The following is a 25558-nucleotide window of genomic DNA, read 5'->3' on the forward strand; positions in this document are numbered from 1 at the left end:
CGGATTTCGGATAGGGAATGATGTCAGGGGTGAGTACCGACCGGCCGAGCGAATCCGGCGCAGACGAACCAGCCGAGCAGGCGCCCGCCGAGGCGGTGGCGCAGCCCGTCGAGGAGACGGGGCGGCAGCCGCGTCGCCTGCGCACCGTGTTGATCATCGCCGCGGTGCTGTTCGCGCTGGACCTGCTGATCAAGTGCATCGTGGTCGCGACCATCGAGCCGGGGAAGCCGATCTATCTGATCGGTGACTTCGTGCGGTTGAGCCTGGTGCGCAATCCGGGTGCCGCCTTCTCCATGGCCACCGGCATGACCTGGCTGCTGACCCTGATCGCCACGGCCGTGGTGATCGGCGTCATCCGGATCGGCCGCACGCTGCGGTCGCTGCCGTGGGCCGTCGGTCTGGGCATGGTGCTCGGCGGTGCACTGGGCAATCTGGTCGACCGGTTGTTCCGCGCGCCGGGACCGCTGCAGGGCCATGTGGTCGACTACATGGCCGTCGGCTGGTGGCCGGTCTTCAATGTCGCCGATTCGGCGATCGTGTGCGGCGCGATCCTGCTGGTGGCGCTGACCGTGTTCGGGTTCGAACCCGATGGCACGCGCGCCGGTGACCAGAAGCAGGAGCGGGACGCCGCGGACGAGGATGCGGAGGGGAAGGCAGCATGAGGGAAACGCGCAGTATGCCGGTGCCGGACGGGCTCGACGGGATGCGGGTGGACGCCGGATTGTCACGGCTGCTGGGGCTTTCGCGGACCGCGGTCGCGGCCATGGCCGAGGACGGCTCGGTGCAGCTGGACGGCATCGCCGCCGGCAAGTCGGATCGGCTCAGCGCTGGATCCTGGCTGGAGGTCGAATTCCCGGAGCCCAAGCGCGAACTCACCGTCGAGGCGACCCCGGTGGACGGGATGAAGATCCTCTACGCCGATGACGACATCGTGGCCGTGGACAAGCCGGTCGGGGTGGCCGCGCATACGGGGGTGGGCTGGACCGGGCCGACGGTGGTGGGCGGGCTGGCCGCCATGGGCTACCGCATCTCCACCTCCGGTGCGCACGAGCGTCAGGGCATCGTGCACCGCCTGGATGTCGGCACCTCCGGCGTCATGGTGGTGGCGCAGTCCGAGCACGCGTACACCATGCTCAAGCGCGCGTTCAAGCAGCGCACCGTGGACAAGCGGTATCACGCGCTGGTGCAGGGACATCCGGATCCGAGCAGCGGCACCATCGACGCGCCGATCGGCCGGGCGCGCGGCAACGACTGGAAGTTCGCGGTGACGGCGGACGGTCGTCCGTCGGTCACGCACTACGACACCATCGAGGCGTTCCAGTCGGCGAGCCTGCTCGACATCCACCTGGAAACCGGTCGCACACACCAGATTCGGGTGCACTTCTCCGCGATCCGGCATCCCTGCTGCGGTGACCTGACCTACGGCGCGGATCCGCGCCTGGCCGAACGCCTCGGCCTGGAGCGGCAGTGGCTGCACGCGCGTCAGCTGGGCTTCAACCATCCCGCGGACGGCCGCTGGGTGGAGATCACCAGCGAGTACCCGGCGGATCTGGAGCACGCCCTCGACGTGCTGCGCGCGCACTGACGGGCCGTCGTTGAACCTCCGATCGGCAACCGTGCGCCGGGCCGGGATCGCCGCTGCCGCAGTACTTCTCGCGGTTGTGATCGTGGTGCTCGGCTGGGCTTTCCCGCCCCGCGCGGCGGTGATCGGCACCGACCGTCTCGGCCCGGAGAACGGCGAGTCGGTGGCCGAGTACCTGGCCTTCGCACAGGAGTCCCTGCGCGGTGCCGACACCGGCGCGCACTGGGCGCTGATGTCGTTGCGCACCGGCATCGCCGCCGCGCAGATCCCCGAATACAGTGGCGGCCTGCGTATTTCGCGGGCGATCTATCATGTGGCCCTGGACCGGGTGGCCACGCAGGTGATCGGGATCTCGCTCCCGTCCACGCCGTCGGCGGCGCTCGCCTCGGAAACCGCTGCGGCGGAACTGATCGCGGCCACCCCCGCGTTCACCGAACGCGCCACCCGCACCAATGCGGTCGTCTCGGCCCGGCTGCGGTCGGGTTGCGCATGTCTGGTCGGCCTGGTTCTGCACGGCACGCTGCCCGAGCTGCGCGCGCTGGCCGCGCTGCCCGGCGTCCGGGCTGTCGAGGCGCTGCCCGCGGATGCGCCCGCGGCGGTATTCGCCGTCTCCCCACTGCTTCCCGAGCACGGGGAGTACGTGAAGCCGGGACCGGACGACGGGCCGGTGCCCGACAACTGATCGAGTGGGGTTGCGCCGGTGCGTCATGGAGGCGCACGCTGATGCTGTCTCAGTCAGTCGGCTACCCGCGATTCGGGGGTCCCATGTTCACCGAACTCACCACACGCCCGCCCGGGGTGGTCCGCACGACCACCCCCGAGGGGCTGAACGATGAATACTCCCTGCACATCTCGGCTCCGCCGGAGCGGCTGTGGGATCTCGTCTCCGATATCACCGGCATGGGCCGCTGGAGCCCGGAGAATCGGGGCGCGCGCTGGCTGACGGGTCCCGGTGCGCCGATCGTCGGCGCGTGGTTCCTGGGCGTCAATCGCATCGGCCCGGTGGTGTGGGCGACCCCGTGCCGGGTGACGGTGGTCGAGCCGGGCCGGCATTTCGAGTTCCGGGTGTATGTGATCGGTACTCGCTGGGGATACCGGCTGCAGCCCTCCGGAGGCGGCACGCTGGTCACCGAGTACCGCCAATGGCTCAGTGGGGCACCGCTGCTCGCGCTCCTGAAGGTGTCCGGACCGCTCGGGAAGCCGCGGGACAATCTGGCCCTGCACGGGCTGAAGCGATCACTGCATCGGCTGCGGCGGATCGCCGAGGCTCGTGAGGTCGACCGGTAGCAGATTGTGCTCGCGGGGCGCGGTGTCGTCCGGCGCGCTAGGCGAAACGCCAGCGGGTCGCGCCGTGCGGTTCGGTCAGGGCGACGCCGACGGCGGTGTGGATGGTGAAGCGGTAGAGGTCCCACGGTCCGGGCCCGGCGCTCTGCGCGCTGTAGGGGGCGGTGACGGAGTCGCCGTCTCGGGTTGCGGGCCAGCCGAATTGCCGATACAGCGCGGTGACACGGTCGATTTCGGCGTGGTCGACGGTGCGGTGCGCGTGCCCCTCGAAGACCAGGTCCACCTCCGGGAACCGGAACGACAGCGCGCAGGCCGGGTTGGCGATCACGTTGCGGGACTTGCGGGTTCCCGGTCCGCTGGTGAAGTACAGGTAGCCGCCGTCGGCCATGGCTCCGATGCCGGTGGAGTGCGGTTGCCCGCCGGGGCCGACGGTGGCCAGGAAGCTCGGTGTCTCGGCCTGGGCGATACCGGTTTCCACGGCCTTGGCGGCGGTGCTCCAGGGCAGTGCGGCGTCGCCGTAGATGTTCAGGTCTTTCGCGTCGATCGGTTCGGGCAGCATCGGTCCTCCTCGGATCGGTATGTCAGCGGTGATACCTGTCGAGACGGTGTGCGGCGGTGGAACTCATCGGCGCTCAGCGCGCGGTGGCGGGCTCGGGGAGGGGCCGGGTCCCGGTGGCCACCTCGATGGCGGTGGCCAGGTCGAGCTGGAATTCGAGGTCGGGGGCGGTGGCGGGGCCGTCGTAGTGGGTGATGCCGGTGTCGTCCACGACGTAGTGCAGCACGGTGTCGCCGATGTGGACGGTGGCGGTGCCCGCGGGCAGTACCTGGGCGACGGCGCGGCCCAGGGGCAGGGCGAACCAGTGCGCGCGGACGGCGTCGGTGGCGCGGCGTTCGCCGAGCAGCGGGGTGCCCCAGGTGGAGAGGGCGTCGAGGACCGGGCGCAGGGTCAGGCCGGTCTCGGTGAGTTCGTAGACGGCGGTGGCGGCGCGGGTGCCGGTGCGGCCGCGGGTCAGGATGCCTTCGCGTTCCAGGTCTTTGAGCCGGGCGGCGAGCATATCGGTGCTGATGCCGGGCAGGTCGGCGAACAGGTCGCTGTATCGGCGTGGGCCCGAACACAATTCGCGCACCACCAGCAGGCTCCACCGGTCGCCGACGAGGTCGAGGGCCCGGCTGACGGCGCAGTAGTGGTCGTAGCTCCGACGTGGCATGATCCCACTGTAACGAATCGCTTGGAAATTCCAAGTGCAAACTTGGAAAATCCAAGTAGAGTGTGCGGCAACCGGAACGAGAAGGGATGGCCATGCAGGTCAAACAGTCCAGCAAGCTGTCGGGTGTGTCGTACGAGATCCGTGGACCGGTCGCCGAACACGCCGCACGGCTGGAGGCCGAGGGCCATCACGTGGTGAAGCTGAACACCGGCAATCCGCTGCCGTTCGGTTTCGAGGCCCCCGCGGAGATCCTGCAGGACATCGTGCGCAATCTGCCCGTGTCCAGCGGCTATTCCTCCTCGAAGGGTCTGCTCTCGGCGCGGCGCGCGGTGGTGCAGTACTACCAGACCCTGGGCCTCGCCGATGTCGACGTCGAAGAGGTGTTCCTCGGCAACGGCGTCTCCGAATTGATCATGATGGCCATGACGGCCCTGCTGGAGAACGGCGACGAGGTCCTGGTACCCGCCCCGGACTTCCCGCTGTGGACGGCCTCGACCGCGCTCAACGGCGGCCGGCCGGTGCACTACATCTGCGACGAGTCCTCGGACTGGTACCCGGATATCGCCGATATCGAATCCAAGATCACCGACCGCACCCGCGCCATCGTGATCATCAACCCGAACAACCCCACCGGCGCGGTCTACCCGCCCGAGGTGCTGCGCCAGATCCTCGAGGTGGCCCGCCGGCACAGCCTGGTGGTGTTCTCCGACGAGATCTACGACAAGATCCGCTACGACGAAACCCCGCACACCGCAACGGCTTCCCTCGCCCCTGACCTGCTCTGCCTGACCTTCTCCGGCCTGTCCAAGGCCTACCGCTGCGCGGGCTTCCGCGGCGGCTGGCTGGTGGTGTCCGGGCCGACCCAGCACGCCGAGAACTACCTGGAGGGCCTGACCATGCTGGCCGGGCTGCGCCTGTGCGCGAATGTCCCCGCGCAGCAGGCGATTCAGGCCGCGCTCGGCGGGCATCAGAGCATCTACGACCTGACCCTGCCCGGCGGCCGCCTGCGCGAGCAGCGCGACCGCGCGTGGGAGGCGCTCAACGCCATCCCCGGCATCTCGTGCGTGAAGCCGCAAGGCGCGCTCTACGCCTTCCCGCGAATCGAACTGGACAAGTACAAGATTCACGACGACGAGCAGTTCGTGCTGGATCTGCTGCTGCAGGAGAAGATCCACATCGTGCAGGGCACCGGCTTCAACTGGCCGCGCCCCGACCACTTCCGCATCGTCACGCTGCCGCACGCCGACGACCTCGAGGCCATCATCGAGCGCATCGGCCGCTTCCTGGCGACCTACCGGCAGTAGGTGATCCGGCCCCGCGCTTCCCGGGCTATAGGCGGCCTTCGACGTAGTGTGTGTCTCAGTGAGCAGGTGTGCCGCGGCCGTGGCCGCCGCGGCGTTTCGCAGGATGCGGCGCATCACGGTGCACGAGTGGGCGCTACGCATCGAAGGGAAAGGCAGCGTCGATGGATTTGAGCGCGGAGCAGGCCGACCGGGCAGCCGGGGTGCTGCTGGGCACGGCCACGGGGGACGCGCTGGGCGCGGGCTACGAGTTCACGCACCCGGGGCCGGAGGTCGTCATCGACATGATCGGCGGCGGACCGTTCGACTGGGCGCCGGGGGAGTGGACCGACGACACCTCGATGGCCGTCGCGGTCGCCCGCGCGGCGGCCGAGGCCGGGAACCTGCACGAGGTCTCCGGATTGGACGCCGTGGCGGCCGAATTCGTGCGCTGGTGGGATTCCAAGCCCCCGGATGTGGGCAACCAGACCAGCCAGGTGCTGCGGTGGCGCGACCGGACCGGCCGCGAAATGCAGGTCCACGCCCACGAATTGAGTGGACTCAAGGCCGGTAACGGCTCGCTCATGCGCACCGCGCCGGTGGCGCTGGCCTATCTCGGCGACGCCCACCTGTGCGCCAAGGCGGCGGCGAAGGTGAGTTCGCTGACGCACTACGACGATCAGGCCATCGGCGCCTGCAAACTGTGGTCGCTGGCCATCCGGCACGCCGTGCTGCACGGCACCTACGACGGTGTGCGGGAAGCGCTTTCGGTGGTGGACGACGGATTCTGGGGTCCGCTGCTGGATCGCGCGGAAACCGGTACGCCGCAGGACTTCCCGAAGAACGGCTGGGTGGTGCACGCCCTGCAGACGGCCTGGTGGGCCATCACCAACGCCGACACGCTGCCCGCCGCACTGGAACTCGCGGTGCGGGCGGGCGGTGACACCGACACCACGGCGGCCATCGCGGGCGGGCTGCTGGGCGCGCGCTGGGGCGCGTCCGCGATTCCGGAGCGCTGGGTGGCCGTGCTGCACGGCTACCCCGGACACCGGGCCGACGATCTGCTGGCGCTCACTCGCCGTCTGACCGCGAACACACTCTGAGGCAGGGGTTTTCGATGTTGGAAGTCGAACATCTGGTGCGTCGCTTCGGCGACAACACCGCGGTGAACGATGTGTTCTTCACCGTCGCGCCGGGCGTGCTGACCGGATTCGTGGGCGGCAACGGCGCGGGCAAGACCACCACCATGCGCATGATCATGGGCGTGCTGGCCGTGCACGGCGGTGAGATCCGCTGGCAGAACCGGCCGGTCACGCTGGCGGATCGGCGCACGTTCGGCTACATGCCCGAGGAACGCGGGCTCTATCCCAAGCAGCCGATCCTCGATCAGCTGGTGTACCTGGCCCGGCTGCGCGGTATCGCGGCCGCCGAGGCCAAGCGCCGGGCCGGTGCGCTGCTGGACCGCTTCGATCTGGGTGGCCGGGCCAAGGACAAGCTGGAGTCGCTGTCGCTGGGCAACCAGCAGCGCGTGCAGATCGCGGCCGCCGTCATCGCGGAACCGTCGCTGCTGATCCTGGACGAACCGTTCTCCGGCCTGGATCCCACCGCCATCGACGCGATGGCCGAACTGCTGCGCGAGTACGCGGCGCGGGATGTCCCGGTGCTGTTCTCCTCGCATCAGCTGGATCTGGTGGAGCGGCTGTGCGACGACCTGGTGATCCTGGCCAAGGGCCGGGTGGTGGCGGGCGGGCCGGTGCAGGCGCTGGCCGGCAACGGCCCGGCCCGGTACCGGCTGGTGTTCGACGGCGATCCGGGCTGGCTGGCGGCCTTCGACGGGGTCACCGTGCTGTCGGTGGAGGGTCCGCGAATCCTGTTGGAGCTCACCGGCGCGACCAGCGACGCCCTGCTGTCGGCGGCCCTCACGCACGGCTCGGTGCGGGAATTCAGCCAGGCGCGGCAATCGGTGTCGGAAATCTACCGGGAGGTGACAGCGTGAGCGGTCAGGCGCGGAGGCGGCAGCGGAGCGTGACCACGGAGCGCTCCGCTCACGCTCGAAAGGACACCGGCGTGAGCGGTCAGGCGCGGAGGCGGCAGCGGAGCGTGACCACGGAGCGCTCCGCTCACGCCGGAAAGGTGACAGCGTGAGCGGGGCTTGGCGGATTGTCGCGGCACGGGAGATCTCGGTGAAGCTGCGTGATCGCAACTTCCTCATCTCCACGCTGATCACCATCATCGCCATCGTGGCCTCGCTGGGCATCAGCGGTTTCGTGGCGAACAAGACCGAGCGCATCGGGGTGGCCATCACCGGCGTGGATGCCGGGCAGGTGGTGCTGACGGCCAACGCGCTGGCCGAAAGCGCGCACAAGAAGGTGGAATTCACCGCGCAGCCGGTGGCGGGTCCGGCCGAGGTGGATCAGCTGGTGCGCGACGGTGACGCGGAAGTCGGCCTGGTTCCGGCCGACGGCGGCTGGCGGCTGATCGGCAAGACCGGAGAGAACGACAACGCCGCGACCTATCTCGGTGCGGCGGTCCGCCAGATCACGGTGCAGCGCAACGCGACCGCTGCGGGCACCTCGCTGGAGCAGCTGTCCGCCGGCGCGGCCGTCGACTACATCGTGCTCGACCAGGGTTCGGTGGATCCGGGGCTGGCCAAGGTGGTGGCCTTCGTCATCGCGTTCCTGTTCTACATGGCCTCGCTGCTGTTCGGCGTCTCCATCGCGCAGAGCGTCATCGAGGAGAAGCAGAATCGCATCGTCGAGATCCTGGCGAGCGCGATTCCGGTGCGGCAGTTGCTGATCGGCAAGGTGATCGGCAATGCCGTCATGGCGGTCGGGCAGCTGGCCGTCTTCGTCGGCGCGGGCCTGATCGGCCTGGCCGCCACCGGTCGCAGCGCGCAGCTGTCCCAGATCGGCAGTGCCGCAGTCTGGTTCATTGCGCTGTTCATCGTCGGCTTCCTGGCGCTGGCGAGTCTGTGGGCGGTGGCGGGTGCGCTGGCCACCCGCACCGAGGATCTGCAGTCCACCTCCACGCCGCTGTCCATCTTCATCATGGCGGTGCTGTTCGCCGGAATCTTCCTGTCCGGCACCGGATTGGTGGTCGCCTCCTATACTCCGATCGTGTCCACGGTCGCCATGCCGAGCCGGTTGGCCGAGGGCACCGCCGCCTGGTGGGAACCCGTTGCGGCACTGCTGGTCACGGCGGCCTTCACCTACGGCGTGGTGGTGCTGGCGGAGAAGATCTACCGGCGCTCGCTCATGCAGACCCAGGCCCGGCTCACCATTCGCCAGGCACTGGCCGTCGAGGACTGAGCAGGGCCGGGAAGGCTAATCGGCAAGGCGTACAACGCCGTCCAGGTAGCGGCGGCAGCGTCCGGACAGCCGGACGCGGTCGCCGGTCAGGGTGCAGCGCATGGCCCCGCCGCGTTTGGACAGCTGGCGGGCGGTGAGGGTGGTGCGGCCCAGTTCGCGGCTCCACAGCGGGGTGAGCTGGGCATGCGCCGAACCGGTGACCGGATCCTCCGGGATGCCCTGACCGGGCGCGAAGAAGCGGGACACGAAGTCGCTGGATTCGCCTGCGGCGGTGAGGATCACGCCGCGGTGCAGGGTGGGGAAGGCGCCGAAGTCGGGGCGGGCGTCGCGCACCTCGAGTTCGGAGGTGACCAGCAGGACGATATCGGTGCCGTCGTAGACGCGCAGCGGCCGCACCCCGAGCGCGTGTGCCAGCGATTGCGGAATGTCGTCGTGCACATCGATTTCCACCGAGGAGACGGTGGGCAGGTCCAGGACCAGGTTGTCGTGGTCGCGGTCGACGCGTAGCCAGCCGGAGCGGGTGTAGAAGTGCACGCGGTCCGCGCCGGGATGCATATCGTCGAGGATCTGCGCGGCGCAGGCGAGGGTGGCGTGCCCGCACAGGTCGACCTCCACGGTGGGGGTGAACCAGCGCAGGTGGAAGGCGGGCGAGTTGTCCGGCGGCGCACCGGCGTCGGCGGGGATGGCCGAGGTGTAGAAGGCGGTTTCGGCGAGATTGTTCTCCTCGGCGAGCCGCTGCAGCAGGTCGTCCGGTAGCCACGAGAGTAGGGGCATGACCGCGGCGGGGTTGCCGGAGAACGGTTCGTCGGCGAACGCGTCGATCTGATGCAGGAGGACCTCCATAGGGCTGAAGGTACCCCGGTATTCAATGTCTGCACAGGACAAGGCCGTTCACGGCGAGCCAAACCATGCGACCAGTTGGATCGAAAAGGGCGGCCGCACCGGAGTGGTGCGGCCGCCCTGGAATTTCCCGAATCAGGCCGGGGTCAACGGCTTTTCGCCGGGTGAGTTGGGCAGCAGATGCGGCGTCTCGCCCTGCAGGCGCGCACTCACGTACCAGGCCACCTCGACCAGCACAATGCCGATACCGCCCAGTATGAAAGCGGCGGTGGTGAGCGCGACATTGCTCGGATCCAGCTTGAAGAACTCGCGGGTGAACGGCAGCGAGAACAGGATCAGGTATCCCGCAACGGAACCCGCGACCAGCAGGATCTTCCACCAGTTCCACGGCCGCGCCACGATGGCCAGCACCCACACCGCGATGATCAGCAGGGTGATGAGCGCGGTGGTGCCGGCCTGCACCTTCTCGGTCTGCGAGGCGTCCGGGCCCTCGTAGGCGAACAGGTAGGCGATGAACGTCATGACACCGATAACCAGACCGGAAGGTATGGCCAAACGCATGACGCGCCCGACGAATCCGGTCCGCGCCCGCTCGTTGTTCGGCGCCAGCGACAGGATGAACGCCGGAATGCCGATGGTGAACCAGGCCGCGATCGTCACATGCCGGGGCAGGAAGGGATAGCCGATCGCCTCGTAGTGGAAGATCTGCGAGCCGACACCGGCGATGCCGATGAGGAAGGCCAGCACCACCGAGTACACGGTCTTGGTGAGGAACAGGTTGGAGACCCGCTCGATATTGCCGATGACCCGGCGGCCCTCGCCGACCACATAGGGCAGCGTCGCGAACTTGTTGTCCAGCAACACGATCTGCGCCACGGCACGGGTGGCCGGGCTGCCCGAACCCATGGCGACGCCGATATCGGCGTCCTTGAGCGCGAGTACGTCGTTCACGCCGTCACCGGTCATGGCGACGGTGTGCCCGCGCGACTGCAGCGCGGAGACCATGGCGCGCTTCTGATCCGGGCGCACCCGGCCGAACACGGTGTCGGTGTCGAGCACGTCGGCGAGCTCGTTCTGATCGGTGGGCAGCCTACGGGCGTCCACCGGGTGTTCGCCGCCCTCCATACCGAGCGAGGTGGCTACCGCGCCGACCGAGACGGCATTGTCGCCGGAGATGACCTTCGTCGAAACACCCTGGGAGGCAAAGTAGTCCAGGGTGGCCTTGGCGTCGGGCCGGACCTTCTGCTCCAGCACGACCAGTGCGGCCGGGGTGACCCGACCGGGCGCGTCGGCGGCGTCGACGGATCGGTCACTGCGCGCCAGCAGCAGCACGCGCAGGCCCTTGGCGCCGATCTCCTGTGCGAGCGAAGCGCTTTCGGATTCGGGATCCAGCAGCACATCGGGTGCGCCGATGAGCCAGTTGCCGTGCTCGCCGTAGGAGAAGCCGCTCCACTTCTTGGCCGAGGAGAACGGGGCGACGCCGCTGGGCCGCCAACCGGGGGAGTCGGGCAGCGCCTCGGCGATGGCGGCGATACTCGCGTTGGGGCGCGGATCGTCGGCGGCCATGGCGGCCAGCACCTGCCGCAATTCGGCTTCCGCGCTGGAGGTTTCGCCGTTCGAACCGGCCTTGTCCGAAGCCGGGGCGGCGGCGACGGGCATGATCTCCGACAGTCGCATGCCGTTCTCGGTCAGCGTGCCCGTCTTGTCCGCGCACACCACGTCCACGCGCGCCAGGCCCTCGATCGCGGGTAGCTCCTGCACCAGGCATTTGCGCCGCCCCAGCCGCACCACGCCCACCGCGAAGGCGATGGAGGTCATCAGCACCAGGCCCTCGGGCACCATGGGCACCAGCGCCGCGACCATGCCGTTGACGGCGGGCCGCCACGATTCCTTACTGGAGACCAGCTGGTTGTAGATCGACAGCAGGCCCGCCGGAATCAGCAGGTAGGTAATAACTTTCAGAATCGTGTTGATGCCGTTGCGCAGTTCGGAGTTCACCAGGGTGAACTTGCTGGCCTCATCGGCGAGCTTGGCCGCGTACGCGTCCTTGCCGACCTTGGTGGCCCGGTACGCGCCACTGCCCGACACCACGAAGCTGCCCGACATGACCTGCGCCCCGGTGGCTTTGTCGATCGGATCGGCCTCACCGGTGAGCAGCGACTCGTCCACCTCGAGCAGTTCGGACTCCACCACCTCGCCGTCGACCACGATCTGATCGCCCGGCCCCAGCTCGATGATGTCGTCGAGCACGACCTCCTGTGGCGCGACCTCGGTGGCCTTGCCCTCGCGTCGCACCACCGGCTTGGCCTGCCCGACGATGGCCAGCTGATCCAGGGTCTTCTTGGCCCGGACCTCCTGAATGATGCCGACCGCGCTGTTGGCGACGATCAGCAATCCGAACATCCCGTCGATGATCGACCCGGTCGCCATCACGAGAATGAACAGCACCCCCAGGATCGCGTTGATCCGGGTGAACACATTGGCCCGCACGATGTCGCGCACGGAGCGACTGGCCCGCTCCGGCACATCATTGGTGAGCCCGTCACGGCGACGCTGCTCGACCTCCGCCGAGGTCAAACCTGTCGCTGGCGGGCTGGGCGGACTCGCGGCCTGCGCGGTGATCGACATGTCCGACAGCCTAGATGTTCGCGGAGATTTTGCAGGTAGGTGCCGCTGGGATCGGGTGACGGCGAACGTCGTGACCCGGGCCTCAGACGGGCGCGTCCTTCCACCAGCCGTCGATCAGTTCCTGTCCGAGCGCGCCACCGTACGCGTCGATCACGCAGAACGCGCGTTCCCCGTCGAAGGTGAGGGACAGTCGGCCGGAGCTCAGATCCGGCATCGGTTCGGTGCGATGACTGGCCACCAGGGCGCCGCCGCCCGAGGCGCGCGTCCAGGGTTGCCGCGACTCGATCGTGTGGCTCGAGAATCCGGTCGGCGCCGGCATCGGCGAACGATCGGAGTTGCATGCGACGAGGAAGAACTCGAGCGGATCGTTGCGGCCCTGGCAGGACATTCTGTTCACCGGGACGGGCGTGGACAGCGGTGCCTGCAGCAGATCGCCGTCGACCGCCCGGCAGCTCACGGCGGCGTAACCGGTGTCCTGCGGCAGGGCGGGCAGCAGTTTCGGGAAGGTGTCCACCACGAATTGATAGGCGCCCCAGGGTGCGGCCGCGGTGGTCGTGGTCGCGGGGCCGGTGCTTCTCGGCGCGGAGCTGCTGTCCGGACCGCCGTCCCCGCCCCGGGACAGTTGCACGCCCGCGGCGGCGGTGACCGCGACAGCGAGGACCGCGGCTCCGGCCAGCAGTCCGGCGCGACGGCGGCTGGATCGGCTGGGGCGGCTCGCGCGAATCGGAATCGGCGCGGGGCCGCCTCGCAATGCCGCGTCCGCGGCGGCGGCGAGTTCCCCGCAGCTGCCGTAGCGGTCCCGCGGATCCTTGGCCAGCGCTGCGGCGATCACCCGGTCCAGTTCGGCGGGTAGCGCCGGATCGAGTTCCGATACCCGGGGCGGCGGCTCGGTCAGATGCGCGTACATGACCGCGGCGGCGCTCGCGCGCGGGAAAGGCGTTCTGCCGGTCAGCATCTGGTACAGCGTGCACCCGAGCGCGTACACATCCACCCGGTGATCGATGCGTCCGCCCTCGATCTGTTCCGGCGCGGCGTACGGCAGCGAGGCGAGTACGACCCCGGCTTCGGTGAGGGCGGAGCCCGCGCCGGTGCTGTGCGCTATTCCGAAGTCCGCCACCAGCACTCGATTGTCGCCGGCGGAGATCAGCAGGTTGGCCGGTTTCACGTCGCGATGCACCAGGCCGTGGCGGTGGGCCTCGTCCAATCCGGCCGCCGCCGCCGCGAGAATCTCGATCGCCCACCGTGGTGACACCCGCCGCTGGTCGATCAGGCGTGCCACATCGGAGCCGTCCACGTACTGCATGGCGATCCAGAAGTGGCCCTGTTCGAACCCGCGATCGTGGACCGACACGATATTCGGATGATCAAGGCGCGCAGCCGATTCCGCTTCGCGCAGGAAGCGTGCGCGGGCTGCGGCGTCGGCCGCGATGTCCGCGTCGAGCACCTTCACCGCGTCCCGGCGCGGCAGGCGCGGATGCCGCGCCAGATAGACCGTGCCCATGCCGCCCGCACCGAGCCGGCGTTCGATGCGATATCCCGCGAATTCCGTACCCGGCGTCAGCGCGACCATGACACGGTCCTCATCGGGTGTTCCTCAGCAGCGCGTACTGGGCCGCGGTCTTGCGGCGCACATCGTCGTCGTCGGCGCCGTAGACGATGGCGACGTAGCGGTCGTAGGTGAGTACGCAGCTGTGCCGCACGAAGCGCGTGATGGGGAGCTTCTCGTTCAGCGGTGCGCGGAAGCAGGTCGTCTCCGGAATCGGGGGTGCGGTCAGCGGCTCGTCCGTGCTGCGGCTCTCGGCGACCATGGCCGCGTACCGGCGGGCGGCCTCCGGATCTCGCAGGCGGTCCAGGGTGTTTCCCCAGCCGACCAGGGCTTGCCGATCCCAGCCCAGTTCGGCGCGCTGCGCGGCGGACATCTGGCCCACGCCCGCCGCCCGCGGGCCGAGCACCACGCCGGAGACCATGAGCTCGTCGAAGGCGATGAAATCGATTGCGGGATAACTCCATCGGCCCGTGCGGGCCGGAATCATCCGCGCCAGCATGCCATCCGAGTCCACCGGCAGGGTGGCGATCCGGTCGGTGGGGGTCGGTTCGAAGGTGTCCAGCAGTGCCAGTTGCCGATCGAAGGCGGCCCGTGCGGTGGCGGTGAGCGCGGTGAGGTCGATCGAGGGTTGCCCGACGTACACGACGACGACGTACACGCCGTGTGCGACGGTCGCCCCCAGGGTGGGCACCGAGGGCCGCCAATGACTGTGTGCCCCGGGATATCCGGGTATGTCGACCGCGACATTCTCGGCGCTGACGGTGAAGTCGGCGGCGTCGAGTTCGCGGGCGGCCTGGCGTGCCGTTTCCTCGTCCCGGAAGCGGAGGATGTTCAGGGTGATGGTGCGCTGCTTCGAGCGGTCCGCCGTGTACGCCTCGGCATCGTCACCGGTGGTCGCGACACCGGCCATCATATTGTGCTTCTCCAATACCGGCTTCATCACATCGGACAGCGTCACCATGGCGAAAGGCGGTGTGGCCAACGGGATCACCACGCCGTGCCGGGTGAGGGCCGGGTCGATATCGGCCGGTACGGCGACGGCCTCCATCATCCGGACCGATTCCAGGATCCGCCCGTGGTACTCGCTGCCGTGGGTGGGCGCGATCAGTGGGCGGCTGCTGTACCGGCCCGTATCGAGGGTGGTGAGGTCGAGCTCCGAGGGGGTGTCCCATCGGCAGCCCGCCAGGGTGAGCAGGGCGACGAGCAGCAGACAACGGCTAGATCCGAGCATCGGGCCACCAGGTCTCTCGCAGTGCGGCGCCGGTCGAGTCGTTCATCGCGGTGACGGTGCAGGGGCTGCGGACCGAGTCGTAGAAGTAGACGCGCAGCATGCCGTGCCCGGTGCCGTCGGAAGCGGTGAATTCGTTCCAGACCAGCTGCCCGCTGCCCGAAGCCCGGGTCCAGTCTTCTTTCCGGTGCGGTGTGGTGGGTGTGACCGTGAATCTCGGTACGCCACTGGCATTGCACGTATACATCACACTGGGCACCGCGCCCGTGCTGGTGCAGTGGATGCTCAATTCGGAGCTGGGTACGTCGACCGCTGCGGCGAGCCGCTTCTCGTTCATCGCGTAGCACCGGCTGTCGCCGTGACCACTGCCGGTGGGCGTCGTGGGAATCATGTCCGGAAACGTCTCCGCCACAACGGTGTAGTAACCCCACGGCTTTCCGCTGTCGTCGATCGGGGCGACCGGGTCGGGCGGCCGGTGGGCCGAGGTGTCGTCCCCGACGCCGAAGACGAGGGCCGCCGCGACCATCAGCACCGCCACTGCCGCGGCTACCGCCACCGCGGTGGCCCGAGCGGTGGAACGTCCTGTGCGCCGGGGAGTTTCGAGGGTTCCGTGCAGGGCGGCGTACGCCGCTTCGGCGAGCGCGCCGCAGCTGGGATAGCGGTCGGCCGGATGCTTCGCCAGCGCCCGCGCGATCACCGCGTCGAGTTGCCGCGGCACGCCGGCCTCGCGCCGGGACGGTGCGGGCGGCGGGTCCTCGAGGTGCGCGCGCATCACCGCTATCGGCGATTCCCGTACGAAAGGCTGTGCGCCGGTGAGCATCTGGTACAGCGTGCAACCCAGTGCGTACACGTCGGCCCGCTGATCGACGGGCTCGGCCCGGATCTGTTCCGGGGCGGCGTATCCGAGGGTGGCCAGGACGGAGCCGGCGGCGGTGAGCGCGTGCGAGTCGGCCATGGGCCGGGCGATGCCGAAGTCGGTCACCAGGACCCGGTCGGCGCCGTCCGGTCGAGGGGAGATCAGGATATTGCCGGGCTTGACGTCCCGGTGCAGCAGGCCGGCCCGATGGACCGCGTCCAGCCCGCGTGCGGCCTCGCCGACGATGTACACCGCCCGCGCGGGGGTGAGCACGCCCGGTCCCTGGGCGATGAGCTGGGCCGCGTCGAAACCCTCGACGTATTGCATGGCCAGCCACAGCACCTCGCCGTCGAGGCCGCGATCGTGCACGGCCACCAGGTTCGGATGGCTGAGCGCGCCCGCGAGCTCGGCCTCGCGGATGAACCGGGCCCGGAACTCCGTGTCCTCGCCGAACCCGGCGAGCAGGATTTTCACCGCGACCTGACGGGGCAGCCGGGGATGCTGGGCCAGGTACACCGCCCCCATACCGCCCGCGCCGAGTTGCCGGATCAACCGGTACCCGGCGAACACCTCACCCTGCCGCACACACGCCCCTCATCGAACAGCCGATCGATCGGATGCTAACACCGGAACAGGCTTCCGAACTGGTCGTCCGATATCCGCCGGATAAATGAGTACGGCCAGATAATTGCCTACGCTAACGTTGGGTAGTGACGCCCAGACCCCCGCACTCGGAGACCGCTGCCCGTCCACACTCCGCCGCGTCCGGCCGGGATCTCGGCGTCGGATTCGGTATCGGCGCGTACGCCATCTGGGGCTCGTTTCCCGCATTCTTCGGACTGCTCATCTTCGCGAGCCCCATCGAGGTGCTGGCCGAGCGGATCCTCTGGACGCTCGTGGTCTCGCTGACCGTGCTGCTGCTCGTGGGCCGGATCAAGGAACTGCGGAGCATCGACCGGCGGACCTGGGGCCTGGCGGCGGCGGCCTCCCTCGCCATCTCGATCAACTGGGGCGTCTACGTCTACGGCGTCATGTCCGGGCACGTGGTGGAGTGCGCCCTCGGATATTTCATCAACCCGCTGGTGACAGTGGCCTTCGGCGTCCTCATCTTTCGCGAGAAGCTCCGCCGGATGCAGTGGGCCGCTTTGGGATTGGGCGCGACCGCGGTCGTGGTGCTGACCATCGACTACGGTCGCCCGCCCTGGATCGCGCTCATCCTGGCGTGCTCGTTCGCGTGTTATGGCTTGATCAAGAAGGTGATCCGGCTCGACGCGCTGCCGGGCTTGGCGGCCGAGGGCATCGCCGCGGCCCCCTTCGCCGTCATCGCCGTGGTGGTCATGGGCCTCGCGGGCACCCTGACCTTCGGCTCCAGCCTCTCCCACTCGGCGCTGCTCATGGCCACCGGGCCGGTCACCCTGGTGCCGCTGGTGCTGTTCGCCCTGGCCGCGCCGCGAGTCCCGCTGTCCACCATGGGAATCCTGCAGTACCTCACCCCGGCGCTGCAGCTGTCCTGGGGCGTGTGGGTGGTGCACGAGTACATGCCCGCCTCCCGCTGGGCCGGATTCGGGCTGATCTGGCTGGCCCTGGCCGTCTTCACCGTCGACGCACTGCGACGGGCCCGGCGTGCCGCCGAGCCCGTCGCGGAGATCGTGTGAGATCCGGTTACTGCGGTTGCGCTTTGTGCGCCTGCTCCACGAAACGGTTGGTGTAGGTCTTGTCCAGGTCGATGCGGTCGGCCACCGGCTTCACATTGCGGGAGTACCGGCCGAGGATGCGCAGGACGTTTTCCGCGCCTTCGCGTTTCATCAGGCCGTCACCGTTGAACATGACGATGGAGTCGCGGACCGACTTGATGTACAGGTCCGGGTTGCCGCCCGCGTACTGCGAGGGCATCGCGGCGGCGATCTCCTCCGGGGTGTGGGTGTCGATCCACCGCAGCGTCCGCACGAAGGCGTCGGCCAGCTTCTGGACGATATCCGGATGGGCTTCGACGGTCTCGCACCGCATATAGAGGGAGGCCGCCGGGTAGAGCCCGCCCAGCGCGGCGCGGGTGCCCTCCTCGTTGCGCATATCGATGAGGATCTCGGCCTCGCCGGAGCTGACCATCTTGGCGACGGTGGGGTCGGTGGTCATGCCCGCGTCGATGCCGTCATGGTTCATCCCGGCGATGAAGGTCTGGCCCGCACCGACTTTCACGCGGGTGTAGTCGGAGGTGTTCAGGCCCGCCTGCCCGGCCAGCGCCTGGGTCAGGAAGTCCGTCGACGAGCCCAGCGAGGTGACGCCGAGGTTGCGGCCCCTGAAGTCGGCGGGGGACTTGATGATTCCCGCATCCGCCTTCGAGACCAGTTCGACTTCGCCGGGGACATCGGCGAACTGCACCACCGTCTGGATGCACTGATCCTTGGCCTGCAGATCGATGGTGTGGTCGTAGAAGCCGACCACGCCCTGGACATCGCCGGTCAGCAGTGCGGTTTCGGCGTTCGCGCCGGACTGTTCGCCCAGCAGTTTCACGTCGATATCGTTGCTGTCGAAGAAGCCCAGCTGCTGGGTCAGCATGGCGGGCAGGTAGATGACCTTCTCCAGACCGCCGACCATGATGGTGATCTGCGGGCGGCCGTCCTTGACCGGAATGGTGCGCGAATCGCGGCAGCCGGTGGCCAGCAGCAGCGCGCTGACGGCCAGCAGCACCACGGCGATGTGCTTGCGATACGTCATGCCGATCACACCCCGTGGCCCGAGCCGGCCTGCGACGGACGCCATTTCAGCAGCCGGTTCTCGGCCAGGCCGATCACCCACTCCGCCACCAGCGCGACCACCGTGATGATGATCATGCCCGCGTAGATGCCCGCCGCGTCGAAGGTGCCCTGCGCATTCGAGATGAGCAGGCCCAAACCCTTGCTCGCGCCGGCGTATTCGCCGACCACCGCACCGATGAGCGCGAAACCGAAGGCGGTGTGCAGCGAGGACAGGATCCAGGTGGTGGCGCTGGGCAGCACGATGGCGGTCAGCACCTGGCGGCGGCTCGCACCCAGGATCCGGGCATTGTTGATGACATTGCCGTCCACCTCGCGCGCACCGGTGAAGGCGTTGAAGAACACCGCGAAGAACACCAGCACCACCACGGTGGCGACCTTGGAGCTCAGCCCCAGGCCGAACCAGATGATGAACAGCGAGGCCAGCACGATGCGCGGAACCGCGTTGAGCGCCTTGATGAACGGGGCCAGCACATCGGCCCAGTAGCGGCTGCGGCCCAGCAGCACGCCCAGCACCACACCGGCCACGGTGCCGATGACGAAGCCGAGCACGGCCTCCTGCACGGTCGTGTACAGCTGCAGCCAGATGGAACCGAATTGCGTTCCCTCGGTGAACCATTCGACCAGGCGATCCCAGATCAGCGAGGGCTTGGAGTAGAAGAACGGGTCGATCCACAGCGAGGCGGTGAGCTCCCAGGAACCCAGCCACAGCGCCACCAGCAGGGCGCGCAGCCCCCAGGTTCGGGCCTTGGCCCGGCGCGCGTTGTTGCGGACCCGCGCGAGAATCTGCTCCTCGGTCTCCACCTCGTATTCCGGTGCGGCTTCGGCGATCTCGGTCATGGTGTCTTTCACATCAAGCGACACGGGAGGCTCCCTTCCTGCGCGCCGCCTCGACCTCATCGCGCAGCGTTTCCCAGATTTCCTTGTAGAGATCGCGGAATTCCTCGGTGAGCCGGACCTCCTCGACATTGCGGGGGCGATCCAGCGTGACGGTGAAGTCGCCGCAGACGGTGGCGGGGCTCGCGGTCATGACCACCACGCGGTCGGCCAGCACGATGGCCTCTTCCAGATCGTGGGTCACGAAGATGACGGCCGCGTTGGTGCCCGACCACACCCGCAGCAGTTCGTCCTGCATGAGCTGGCGGGTCTGCACGTCGAGCGCGCTGAACGGCTCGTCCATGAGGATGATCTCGGGGTCGTTCACCAGGGTCTGGGCCAGGGCCACGCGCTTGCGCATACCGCCCGAGAGCTGATGCGGGTAGTAGCCCTCGAAGCCGCCGAGGCCGACGATGCGCACCCATTCGCCCGCGCGTTCACGGGCTTCCTTCTTGCCGATGCCCCGGAAGTTCGGGCCGAGGGCCACATTGTCGAGCACCGTCTTCCAGGGCAGGATCGCGTCCTGCTGGAACATGTAGCCGATGCCGTCGGGGATGCCGCGCACATCGGCGCCGCGCACCAGGGTGCGTCCGGCCGAGGCGGGTTCGAGGCCGGAGACCAGTGACAGGGTGGTGGACTTGCCGCAGCCGGTCGGGCCGACGACGGCGACGAATTCGCCTGGGGCGACGGTGAAGTTCAAGTCGCGCACCGCGGTGTGGATGCCACCGTCGGTTCCGGGGAAGCGCTTGGTCGCGCCCCGCAACTCGATGAGCGGTTGGGTCATTTCTGCTCCTGTTTCCGTGCCGCTGCCGCGGCGTTGGACCGAAGCTACGTGGCCCGGGTCACAGTGCGCCCCCTTGTGTGCGCTAGCCGCGCAAGTGGCAATTCGGACGTTTTGCGCGTTCTGCTCATGTGTTTGCGGACGGTTGTCTATGCTGTCGGCGTGCTGTCGCTCGCCCCCCGCTCGGTCCGGCTCCGGACCCAGATCGTGCTCCTGCAGATCGGCGTGGTGGGCGTGACCCTCGGCCTGGCCTTCGGCGTCTTCGCCTATGTCGGCGGGCAGCGGCTCTCCGACGAATACGGGCAGCGGGCCCTGGCCATCGCGCGCACCGTCGCCTCCGATCCGGATGTGCGCGCCCAGGTCGCCCGGTACGCCGAAACGCCGCTGACCGCCGGGCCGGAGCTGCGCCGGGAACTCGCCGATGGGGAACTCGAGGCCATCGCCGACGATGCGCGGGTGCGCACCGGCGCGCTGTTCGTGGTGATCACCGATGATGCCGGGATCCGGCTCGCACATCCGGACCGCACCCGGCTGGGGGAGAGGGTGAGCACCGACCCCTCGCGGGCCCTGGCCGGTGACGAGGTGGTGATCCAGGAGCACGGCACGCTCGGGGAGTCCGTCCGGGCCAAAGTGCCTGTGCTGGAACCGGATATCGAGGCCGCCGATCAACTGCGGGTGGTGGGCGAGGTGAGCGTCGGCATCTCCACCACCGCCGTGCGCAGCCAGCTGCGCGGAGATCTGCGCCGCGCGGGGCTGCTGATCGGCGGCGCGCTGCTCGCCGGTATCGCAGGGTCGGTGTTGCTGGCCCGTCGCTGGCACGGGCTGACGCTGGGTCTGGAACCCGCCGAACTGGCCGAGCTGGTGCGCGAACAGGACGCGGTGCTGCACGGTATCGGCGAGGGCGTGGTGGCCGCCGACTCGCGGTGGCGGGTCACCGTCGTCAACGACGAGGCGCGGCGGCTGCTCGGCATCGATCCCGCACCGGGCCGCCCCGTGGACGAGATAGGGCTCACGCCAAGGGCTTTGGAGACCTTCCGGGCCGCCGACGGGCAGCCGGTGCAGGCGGCGGTGGGGGAGCGCATCGTGGTGCTCACCGCGCGCACCGTGCTGCGCGACGGGCGGCCGCTGGGCGCGGTGCTCAGCGTGCGCGACCGCACCGATGTGGAATCACTGACCCGGCAACTGGACGCCGTGCGGTCCATGAGCACCGTATTGCGCGCCCAGCGGCACGAATTCGCGAATCGGCTGCATCTGCTCAGCGGCCTGCTGCACACCGGACGCCCGGACGAGGCCGCGCACTACCTGGACGAACTGCTCGGCTCCGGACCGCTCGGCGCGGCGCTGCCCGGTATCGATGCCATCCGCGACCCGTATCTGCAGGCGTTCCTGTCCGCCAAGGCCGCGCACGCCCGCGAACAGGGCGTGCGGCTGCGGCTCGGACCGAATACCTGGGTGGACGCGAATCTCGTAGCGCCCGTGGAGGTTACGACCGTGCTGGGGAACCTGCTCGACAATGCGATCGCGGCCGCCAAGCGCGGTGCGGCGGACAGCGCGGACGCCGAGCGAGCCCGGGGCGCGCAGGGCGTCGGAGTCGATGCCGGCCGCGACGACGCCGCCACCGGCAAGATCGTCGAGCTGGAGCTGCTCCAGGAGGATCGGACCCTGCACATCGTGGTGCTCGACAGCGGCCCCGGTGTACTGGCCGGTCTCGTGGATTCGGTGTTCACCGAAGGGGTTTCGACCAGCCCCGCCGAGGGCGTACCCGGTGGGCGCGGCGTCGGTTTGGCGCTGAGCCGCCAGGTGGCCCGGACGCTCGGCGGCGATGTGCTGCTGGCCCATCCGGGCGGCGTGCCGGTGGCCGGTGCCGGGGCCGCGGGCGAGAACGCCGAGTGCGCGGGTGGGCGGGCCGAGGCCGCGGGTGAGAAGACTTTGGCGGGAGCGATATTCATCGCCGTCCTGCCCGAGGTGCTGACGGAGGGAGAACCGGCGTGGGCCGAGGAGATCTGAACGTTCTGGTGGTCGACGACGACTTCCGGGTGGCCAACCTGCATGCCGGAATCGTCTCGGCGCTACCGGGATTCACCGTCGGCGCGACCGTGCACACGCTGGCCGCGGCCCGCGCCGCCATGGCCGAAGCGGTGTTCGATCTGGCGCTGGTGGATGTCTACCTGCCCGACGGCTCCGGCGTCGAGCTGGTGCGTGAGATGCGCTTCGACGCCATGATGCTCACCGCCGCAACGGAATCCGAGACGGTGCGGGCGGCCCTGGCCGCCGGTGCGCTCGGCTACCTGGTGAAGCCCTTCGACCACGCCACGTTGGCCGCGCGGCTGGCCGGATACGCGCGCTTCCGCCGCCTGCTGGCCGAGGCGGAGGTGTCGGCGGCGGAGGTCGATGCCGCGCTGGCGGCGCTGCGGCCCCCGGTCACCCCGGCGGGACCCGCCGCGCAGTCCGCCGCGATGGCCCAGTCGCCCACGAAAGATTTGGTGCTGCAGGCGATTCAGGGATCGCGCGAGCCCATGTCGGCGGCGCAGGTCTCGGCCGCCATCGGCATCTCACGCGCCACCGCTCAGCGCTACCTGGCCGCCCTGGTCGGTGCGGGGAGCCTGCGCATGCAGCTGCGCTACGGCAGCACGGGCCGTCCCGAGCAGGAGTACTCCGCCGCCGGTCCGGCCCGGTGACCCGGATATTCACGGGTTGTCTGAAACGCCCCCTCGTCACTAGGTTGGCCCTCATGCGTACTCGTTTCCGTGCCGGTGTCCTCGTCGGCGCCCTGCTGCTTGCCCCGCTCGGTGCCGCCGCTACCGCCTCGGCCGTCCCCCTGGCCCCCGCGGCCGAACCCGAACCCGTTGCGACCGTGTGTGTTCAGCAGTGGCCCGACAGCCTGATCTGCCTGCTGACCTCCTTCTCCGCCGACTCCAGCAGCGCCGAGAAGAAATAGGGAGTTGGCGAATCGGCCGGACTTTGGTTAATTTCGAAGGCGTGGCGATGCTCCCGTAGGCCGACTTGTACCGGTCCGGGGTCGGGATCGTCACGACCACAGGAGAAATCCACTGTCCATTCAGTTCAACCACACCATCGTCGGATGCACCAACAATCAGGATTCCGCGGAATTCTGGGCAGACATCCTGGGATTGGAGGTGGGAGACCAGTGGGGTCCGTTCATTCCGATCACCACGGCGAACGGTGTCACCTTCGACCTCGCGAACACCCCACCCGATCTCCCCGGCGGCATCCAGCCGCAGCACTACGCGTTCCTGGTCTCCGAGGACGAATTCGATTCGGCCTATCAGAAGATCCAGGAGCGCGGGCTCACCTACTGGGCTGATCCCCGTCAGCAGGGCGTCAACCAGATCAATCACAACGACGGCGGTCGCGGCATCTACTTCCAGGATCCGTCCGGCCACTTCATGGAGCTGATCACCGTCCCGTACGGTGGCTGGCCCACGACGTAACCGTCCGCCGCACGCCCGCCATGTCGACATGGCGGGCGTGTCTGATTTCCGGAGCGTGCACCGCGCCGGCCGCTAGGCCGAGGTGGCGACGGCCACCGTCATCGCACCCCACGGCCGGGGCACGCCCGGCTGATAGAACTGGTCGATACTGCTCAGCTCGAATCCAGCGTCCTCGACGATGGCGCGCATATCGCGATTCAGGTGGCAGCCGCCCGCGATGGTCTTCTGCAGCGGGTTGAATCGCCGCTGCCAGATCTGGATGCCCGGATCCGGGGCGAGCCCGTGCTCCACGAAATGCAGTGTGCCGCCCGGTGTCAGCACCCGCCGCAACTCGCGCAGCGCCGCCGACACATCCGGGATGGTGCACAGCGTCCACGTCGACAGCGCCGACTCGAAACTGTTGTCGTCGAACGGCAGCGCCTGCCCGTCCAGTCCGGCGCGCTCCACCGGAACCTTCGACGCGGCCAGCCGCTCGGCGGCCATCTTCCAGCCGAGCCCGGCCGGTTCGACGGCGCTGACCGAGGTCACCGTCTCGGGATAGAACGGGACATTGCGGCCGGATCCGAACCCGATCTCGACGACCCGGCCGCTCAACTCCGCGCAGGCGCGGTGGCGCAGCGGATTCAGGAAAGACGAGCCGCAGGTCAGATCGACCATTCGCGGCAGGACATGCTCTTCGTAGATTCCCACCCCTCCACTCTTCCCCGTCCCGTCGATCCGGGCCAGTAGCACGACGCCGAACAGGTCAGGCCGCGGGCGCGAAACGCTGGGTGAGCCAGGCGGTGAGATAGTCCAGGACGGCGGGGTCCATGGTGGTCTCGAGGGTGGCGTATTCGGCGGGCAGACCACTGCCCGCGGGCTGGAACAGGTGGTTGAGGCCGTCGAAGACGTGCACGGTGGCGTCCGGGTCCGCGGCCAGGTGCGCGCGCATGGGGCCCTCGCTCTGGGCCGGTGGGACCTGCAGATCCTTACCGCCGTAGACGGCCAGCACCGGGATGCGCAGCGCCGAAAGCGCTGGGGCCGGATCGTAATTGGAGAGGGCGGCCATATAGGGCGAGCCCATGTCGTCGACCGCTTCGGCGGGGGCGCGTTCGCCCTCCGGAAGGCTGTCGTTGCGCTGGTGCGCGTAGGTTCTGGCGGCCTCCAGATCACCGATGCGCAGGATATTGGTGAGACCGGAGAGGAAACCGATCTCGGTGGAGATCTGCTCGGGCGTCGCGCCCTGGGCCTCGAGCATCAGCTGGGTTTGCTCGAGCATCACCTCGGAGCCGCGTACGGCCGGTCCGGCCAGCAGGATCGCGAAGGCCACGCCGCTGTCGGGGCGGGCGGCGTAGAGCGGTGCGAGATAACCGCCCTCACTGTGGCCCAGCAACCCGATGCGGTTGCCGTCGATCTCGGGCCGCCCACGCAGGAACGCCATTCCCGCGCCGATATCGTCGGCCAGCTGCTGATAGCTGGAATGCGACAGCGTGCCGCCGGTGCCGCCGACGCCGCGATCATCGGTGCGCAGCACGGCGTACCCGGCGCGGGTGAGCGTATCGGCGATCAGCAGAAAAGGCTTGTGCCCCAGCAGTTCCTCATCCCGGTTCTGCGGCCCGCTGCCGGTCACCAGCACCACCGCCGGATGCGGTCCCACGGTATTCGGTTCGGTCAGCGTCCCCGCGATGGTGATATCCCCGCTGGCATAGCTGACGTCCTGGGAGCTGTAGGGCCACGGCGGTTTCGGTTCCTGCGGGCGCGGCGGCCACTGCGCGGCGGGCGAGGTCGCGGGCGCACTGGTGACCGGCGTGGCCGGAGCCGCCGCCTCCCGCGCCTCGGAACACCCCGCCAGCAGCGCGCACCCGAGCAGCACCGCACACCCCAGCCGTAGTGCACCTCCCCGGGACCGGGCGGCGGTGAACAGCGTGGGCAGCGACCGTGGCGCGCGCATATTCCC

At 68.9% G+C, this 25558-nt stretch carries 25 protein-coding genes; 13 read left to right on the top strand and 12 right to left on the bottom strand.

Annotated features, from left to right (window positions below; translation table 11 throughout):
- Positions 1 to 20: 20 nt before the first annotated feature.
- The 4 genes from lspA to JK358_RS25830 are packed head-to-tail and all read left to right on the top strand — an operon-like array spanning position 21 to position 2869.
- Positions 21 to 662 (top strand): signal peptidase II, encoded by a 642-nt coding sequence (lspA, locus tag JK358_RS25815; protein WP_232851903.1) that lies wholly within the window; start codon positions 21 to 23, stop codon positions 660 to 662.
- A complete protein-coding gene (locus tag JK358_RS25820) occupies positions 659 to 1585 on the top strand; it encodes an RluA family pseudouridine synthase (protein ID WP_201951844.1) in 927 nt (308 codons plus the stop codon). The genes lspA and JK358_RS25820 overlap by 4 nt, the downstream gene beginning before the upstream one ends.
- Before the next feature lie 31 nt (positions 1586 to 1616).
- Entirely contained in the window at positions 1617 to 2264 is a 648-nt protein-coding gene (locus JK358_RS25825) for a hypothetical protein (RefSeq protein ID WP_201951847.1), read from the top strand.
- Positions 2265 to 2305: 41 nt separating this feature from the next.
- The gene (locus JK358_RS25830) at positions 2306 to 2869 is read left to right on the top strand and encodes an SRPBCC family protein (protein WP_201951850.1); all 564 of its coding nucleotides are present in this window, start codon (positions 2306 to 2308) and stop codon (positions 2867 to 2869) included.
- Positions 2870 to 2906: 37 nt separating this feature from the next.
- Here JK358_RS25830 and JK358_RS25835 read toward each other — a convergent pair whose 3' ends face one another.
- Positions 2907 to 3425, bottom strand: coding sequence for a pyridoxamine 5'-phosphate oxidase family protein (locus JK358_RS25835; protein WP_201951853.1), 519 nt, complete (start codon positions 3423 to 3425; stop codon positions 2907 to 2909).
- 73 nt (positions 3426 to 3498) lie between these two features.
- Positions 3499 to 4074 carry a winged helix-turn-helix transcriptional regulator gene (locus JK358_RS25840; protein WP_201951856.1) on the bottom strand — a complete coding sequence of 192 codons (576 nt, stop codon included), beginning with the start codon at positions 4072 to 4074 and terminating at the stop codon, positions 3499 to 3501.
- 86 nt (positions 4075 to 4160) lie between these two features.
- Here JK358_RS25840 and JK358_RS25845 point away from each other — a divergent pair, with 86 nt between their 5' ends.
- The 4 genes from JK358_RS25845 to JK358_RS25860 all read left to right on the top strand — a co-directional run bounded on the left by JK358_RS25845 (position 4161) and on the right by JK358_RS25860 (position 8662).
- Positions 4161 to 5378, top strand: a complete 1218-nt coding sequence (locus JK358_RS25845; protein WP_269811904.1) for a pyridoxal phosphate-dependent aminotransferase — start codon at positions 4161 to 4163, stop codon at positions 5376 to 5378.
- 161 nt (positions 5379 to 5539) lie between these two features.
- Positions 5540 to 6457: an ADP-ribosylglycohydrolase family protein gene (locus JK358_RS25850; RefSeq protein ID WP_201951859.1), complete on the top strand. Its 918-nt coding sequence runs from the start codon at positions 5540 to 5542 to the stop codon at positions 6455 to 6457.
- 14 nt (positions 6458 to 6471) lie between these two features.
- The gene (locus JK358_RS25855; protein WP_201951862.1) at positions 6472 to 7350 is read left to right on the top strand and encodes an ABC transporter ATP-binding protein; all 879 of its coding nucleotides are present in this window, start codon (positions 6472 to 6474) and stop codon (positions 7348 to 7350) included.
- 145 nt (positions 7351 to 7495) lie between these two features.
- Entirely contained in the window at positions 7496 to 8662 is a 1167-nt protein-coding gene (locus JK358_RS25860) for an ABC transporter permease (protein ID WP_201951866.1), read from the top strand.
- 15 nt (positions 8663 to 8677) lie between these two features.
- On the opposite strand, the gene JK358_RS25865 is transcribed toward JK358_RS25860, so the two are convergent.
- The 5 genes from JK358_RS25865 to JK358_RS25885 all read right to left on the bottom strand — a co-directional run bounded on the left by JK358_RS25865 (position 8678) and on the right by JK358_RS25885 (position 16345).
- Positions 8678 to 9505, bottom strand: coding sequence for a PhzF family phenazine biosynthesis protein (locus tag JK358_RS25865; RefSeq protein ID WP_201951869.1), 828 nt, complete (start codon positions 9503 to 9505; stop codon positions 8678 to 8680).
- 132 nt (positions 9506 to 9637) lie between these two features.
- Complete coding sequence (locus tag JK358_RS25870; RefSeq protein ID WP_201951873.1) at positions 9638 to 12130, bottom strand: cation-translocating P-type ATPase; 2493 nt, start codon at positions 12128 to 12130, stop codon at positions 9638 to 9640.
- An 82-nt stretch (positions 12131 to 12212) separates the two neighbouring features.
- Positions 12213 to 13700 (bottom strand): serine/threonine-protein kinase, encoded by a 1488-nt coding sequence (locus tag JK358_RS25875; protein WP_201951876.1) that lies wholly within the window; start codon positions 13698 to 13700, stop codon positions 12213 to 12215.
- A gap of 10 nt (positions 13701 to 13710) precedes the next feature.
- Positions 13711 to 14907: a DUF7373 family lipoprotein gene (locus tag JK358_RS25880; RefSeq protein ID WP_201951879.1), complete on the bottom strand. Its 1197-nt coding sequence runs from the start codon at positions 14905 to 14907 to the stop codon at positions 13711 to 13713.
- Complete coding sequence (locus JK358_RS25885; protein ID WP_307817743.1) at positions 14894 to 16345, bottom strand: serine/threonine-protein kinase; 1452 nt, start codon at positions 16343 to 16345, stop codon at positions 14894 to 14896. Before JK358_RS25885 ends, JK358_RS25880 begins: the two co-directional genes overlap by 14 nt.
- Before the next feature lie 125 nt (positions 16346 to 16470).
- Here JK358_RS25885 and rarD point away from each other — a divergent pair, with 125 nt between their 5' ends.
- On the top strand, positions 16471 to 17415 hold the full coding sequence (rarD, locus tag JK358_RS25890; RefSeq protein ID WP_201951882.1) for an EamA family transporter RarD: 945 nt from the start codon (positions 16471 to 16473) through the stop codon (positions 17413 to 17415).
- 7 nt (positions 17416 to 17422) lie between these two features.
- Here rarD and JK358_RS25895 read toward each other — a convergent pair whose 3' ends face one another.
- From JK358_RS25895 to JK358_RS25905, 3 genes are read right to left on the bottom strand one after another with little or no spacing between them, the layout of a single operon-like run.
- Complete coding sequence (locus JK358_RS25895; protein ID WP_232851904.1) at positions 17423 to 18475, bottom strand: ABC transporter substrate-binding protein; 1053 nt, start codon at positions 18473 to 18475, stop codon at positions 17423 to 17425.
- Between the two features lie 5 nt (positions 18476 to 18480).
- Positions 18481 to 19377 (bottom strand): ABC transporter permease, encoded by an 897-nt coding sequence (locus tag JK358_RS25900; RefSeq protein WP_307817744.1) that lies wholly within the window; start codon positions 19375 to 19377, stop codon positions 18481 to 18483.
- A complete protein-coding gene (locus JK358_RS25905) occupies positions 19367 to 20173 on the bottom strand; it encodes an ABC transporter ATP-binding protein (protein ID WP_201951885.1) in 807 nt (268 codons plus the stop codon). Before JK358_RS25905 ends, JK358_RS25900 begins: the two co-directional genes overlap by 11 nt.
- Positions 20174 to 20332: 159 nt before the next feature.
- On the opposite strand from JK358_RS25905, the gene JK358_RS25910 reads away from it, so the two are divergent.
- The 4 genes from JK358_RS25910 to JK358_RS25925 all read left to right on the top strand — a co-directional run bounded on the left by JK358_RS25910 (position 20333) and on the right by JK358_RS25925 (position 23622).
- Positions 20333 to 22177 carry a Spo0B domain-containing protein gene (locus JK358_RS25910; protein WP_307817745.1) on the top strand — a complete coding sequence of 615 codons (1845 nt, stop codon included), beginning with the start codon at positions 20333 to 20335 and terminating at the stop codon, positions 22175 to 22177.
- Complete coding sequence (locus JK358_RS25915) at positions 22159 to 22848, top strand: response regulator (RefSeq protein WP_201951891.1); 690 nt, start codon at positions 22159 to 22161, stop codon at positions 22846 to 22848. Before JK358_RS25910 ends, JK358_RS25915 begins: the two co-directional genes overlap by 19 nt.
- Before the next feature lie 53 nt (positions 22849 to 22901).
- Entirely contained in the window at positions 22902 to 23108 is a 207-nt protein-coding gene (locus tag JK358_RS25920; protein WP_201951893.1) for a hypothetical protein, read from the top strand.
- A 112-nt stretch (positions 23109 to 23220) separates the two neighbouring features.
- Positions 23221 to 23622 (top strand): VOC family protein, encoded by a 402-nt coding sequence (locus JK358_RS25925; RefSeq protein WP_201952617.1) that lies wholly within the window; start codon positions 23221 to 23223, stop codon positions 23620 to 23622.
- 72 nt (positions 23623 to 23694) lie between these two features.
- On the opposite strand, the gene JK358_RS25930 is transcribed toward JK358_RS25925, so the two are convergent.
- Both JK358_RS25930 and JK358_RS25935 read right to left on the bottom strand, forming a co-directional pair.
- Positions 23695 to 24312: a class I SAM-dependent methyltransferase gene (locus JK358_RS25930; RefSeq protein ID WP_201951896.1), complete on the bottom strand. Its 618-nt coding sequence runs from the start codon at positions 24310 to 24312 to the stop codon at positions 23695 to 23697.
- Positions 24313 to 24367: 55 nt separating this feature from the next.
- On the bottom strand, positions 24368 to 25552 hold the full coding sequence (locus tag JK358_RS25935; RefSeq protein WP_201951899.1) for an alpha/beta hydrolase family protein: 1185 nt from the start codon (positions 25550 to 25552) through the stop codon (positions 24368 to 24370).
- Positions 25553 to 25558 lie beyond the last annotated feature (6 nt).

The sequence above is a fragment of the Nocardia acididurans genome (genome assembly GCF_016741815.1).
GTDB classification, from domain to species: Bacteria; Actinomycetota; Actinomycetes; order Mycobacteriales; family Mycobacteriaceae; genus Nocardia; species Nocardia acididurans.

Bases quoted from the DNA above. Each gene is read 5' to 3' on its own strand.
- JK358_RS25880 (WP_201951879.1), bottom strand. From the start codon at position 14,907: ATGCTCGGATCTAGCCGTTGTCTGCTGCTCGTCGCCCTGCTCACCCTG.
- JK358_RS25840 (WP_201951856.1), bottom strand. From the start codon at position 4,074: ATGCCACGTCGGAGCTACGACCACTACTGCGCCGTCAGCCGGGCCCTC.
- JK358_RS25895 (WP_232851904.1), bottom strand. From the start codon at position 18,475: ATGACGTATCGCAAGCACATCGCCGTGGTGCTGCTGGCCGTCAGCGCG.
- lspA (WP_232851903.1), top strand. From the start codon at position 21: ATGTCAGGGGTGAGTACCGACCGGCCGAGCGAATCCGGCGCAGACGAA.
- JK358_RS25875 (WP_201951876.1), bottom strand. From the start codon at position 13,700: ATGGTCGCGCTGACGCCGGGTACGGAATTCGCGGGATATCGCATCGAA.
- JK358_RS25835 (WP_201951853.1), bottom strand. From the start codon at position 3,425: ATGCTGCCCGAACCGATCGACGCGAAAGACCTGAACATCTACGGCGAC.
- JK358_RS25935 (WP_201951899.1), bottom strand. From the start codon at position 25,552: ATGCGCGCGCCACGGTCGCTGCCCACGCTGTTCACCGCCGCCCGGTCC.
- JK358_RS25855 (WP_201951862.1), top strand. From the start codon at position 6,472: ATGTTGGAAGTCGAACATCTGGTGCGTCGCTTCGGCGACAACACCGCG.
- JK358_RS25850 (WP_201951859.1), top strand. From the start codon at position 5,540: ATGGATTTGAGCGCGGAGCAGGCCGACCGGGCAGCCGGGGTGCTGCTG.
- JK358_RS25820 (WP_201951844.1), top strand. From the start codon at position 659: ATGAGGGAAACGCGCAGTATGCCGGTGCCGGACGGGCTCGACGGGATG.
- JK358_RS25905 (WP_201951885.1), bottom strand. From the start codon at position 20,173: ATGACCCAACCGCTCATCGAGTTGCGGGGCGCGACCAAGCGCTTCCCC.
- JK358_RS25865 (WP_201951869.1), bottom strand. From the start codon at position 9,505: ATGGAGGTCCTCCTGCATCAGATCGACGCGTTCGCCGACGAACCGTTC.
- JK358_RS25870 (WP_201951873.1), bottom strand. From the start codon at position 12,130: ATGTCGATCACCGCGCAGGCCGCGAGTCCGCCCAGCCCGCCAGCGACA.
- JK358_RS25920 (WP_201951893.1), top strand. From the start codon at position 22,902: ATGCGTACTCGTTTCCGTGCCGGTGTCCTCGTCGGCGCCCTGCTGCTT.
- JK358_RS25845 (WP_269811904.1), top strand. From the start codon at position 4,161: ATGGCCATGCAGGTCAAACAGTCCAGCAAGCTGTCGGGTGTGTCGTAC.
- JK358_RS25830 (WP_201951850.1), top strand. From the start codon at position 2,306: ATGCTGTCTCAGTCAGTCGGCTACCCGCGATTCGGGGGTCCCATGTTC.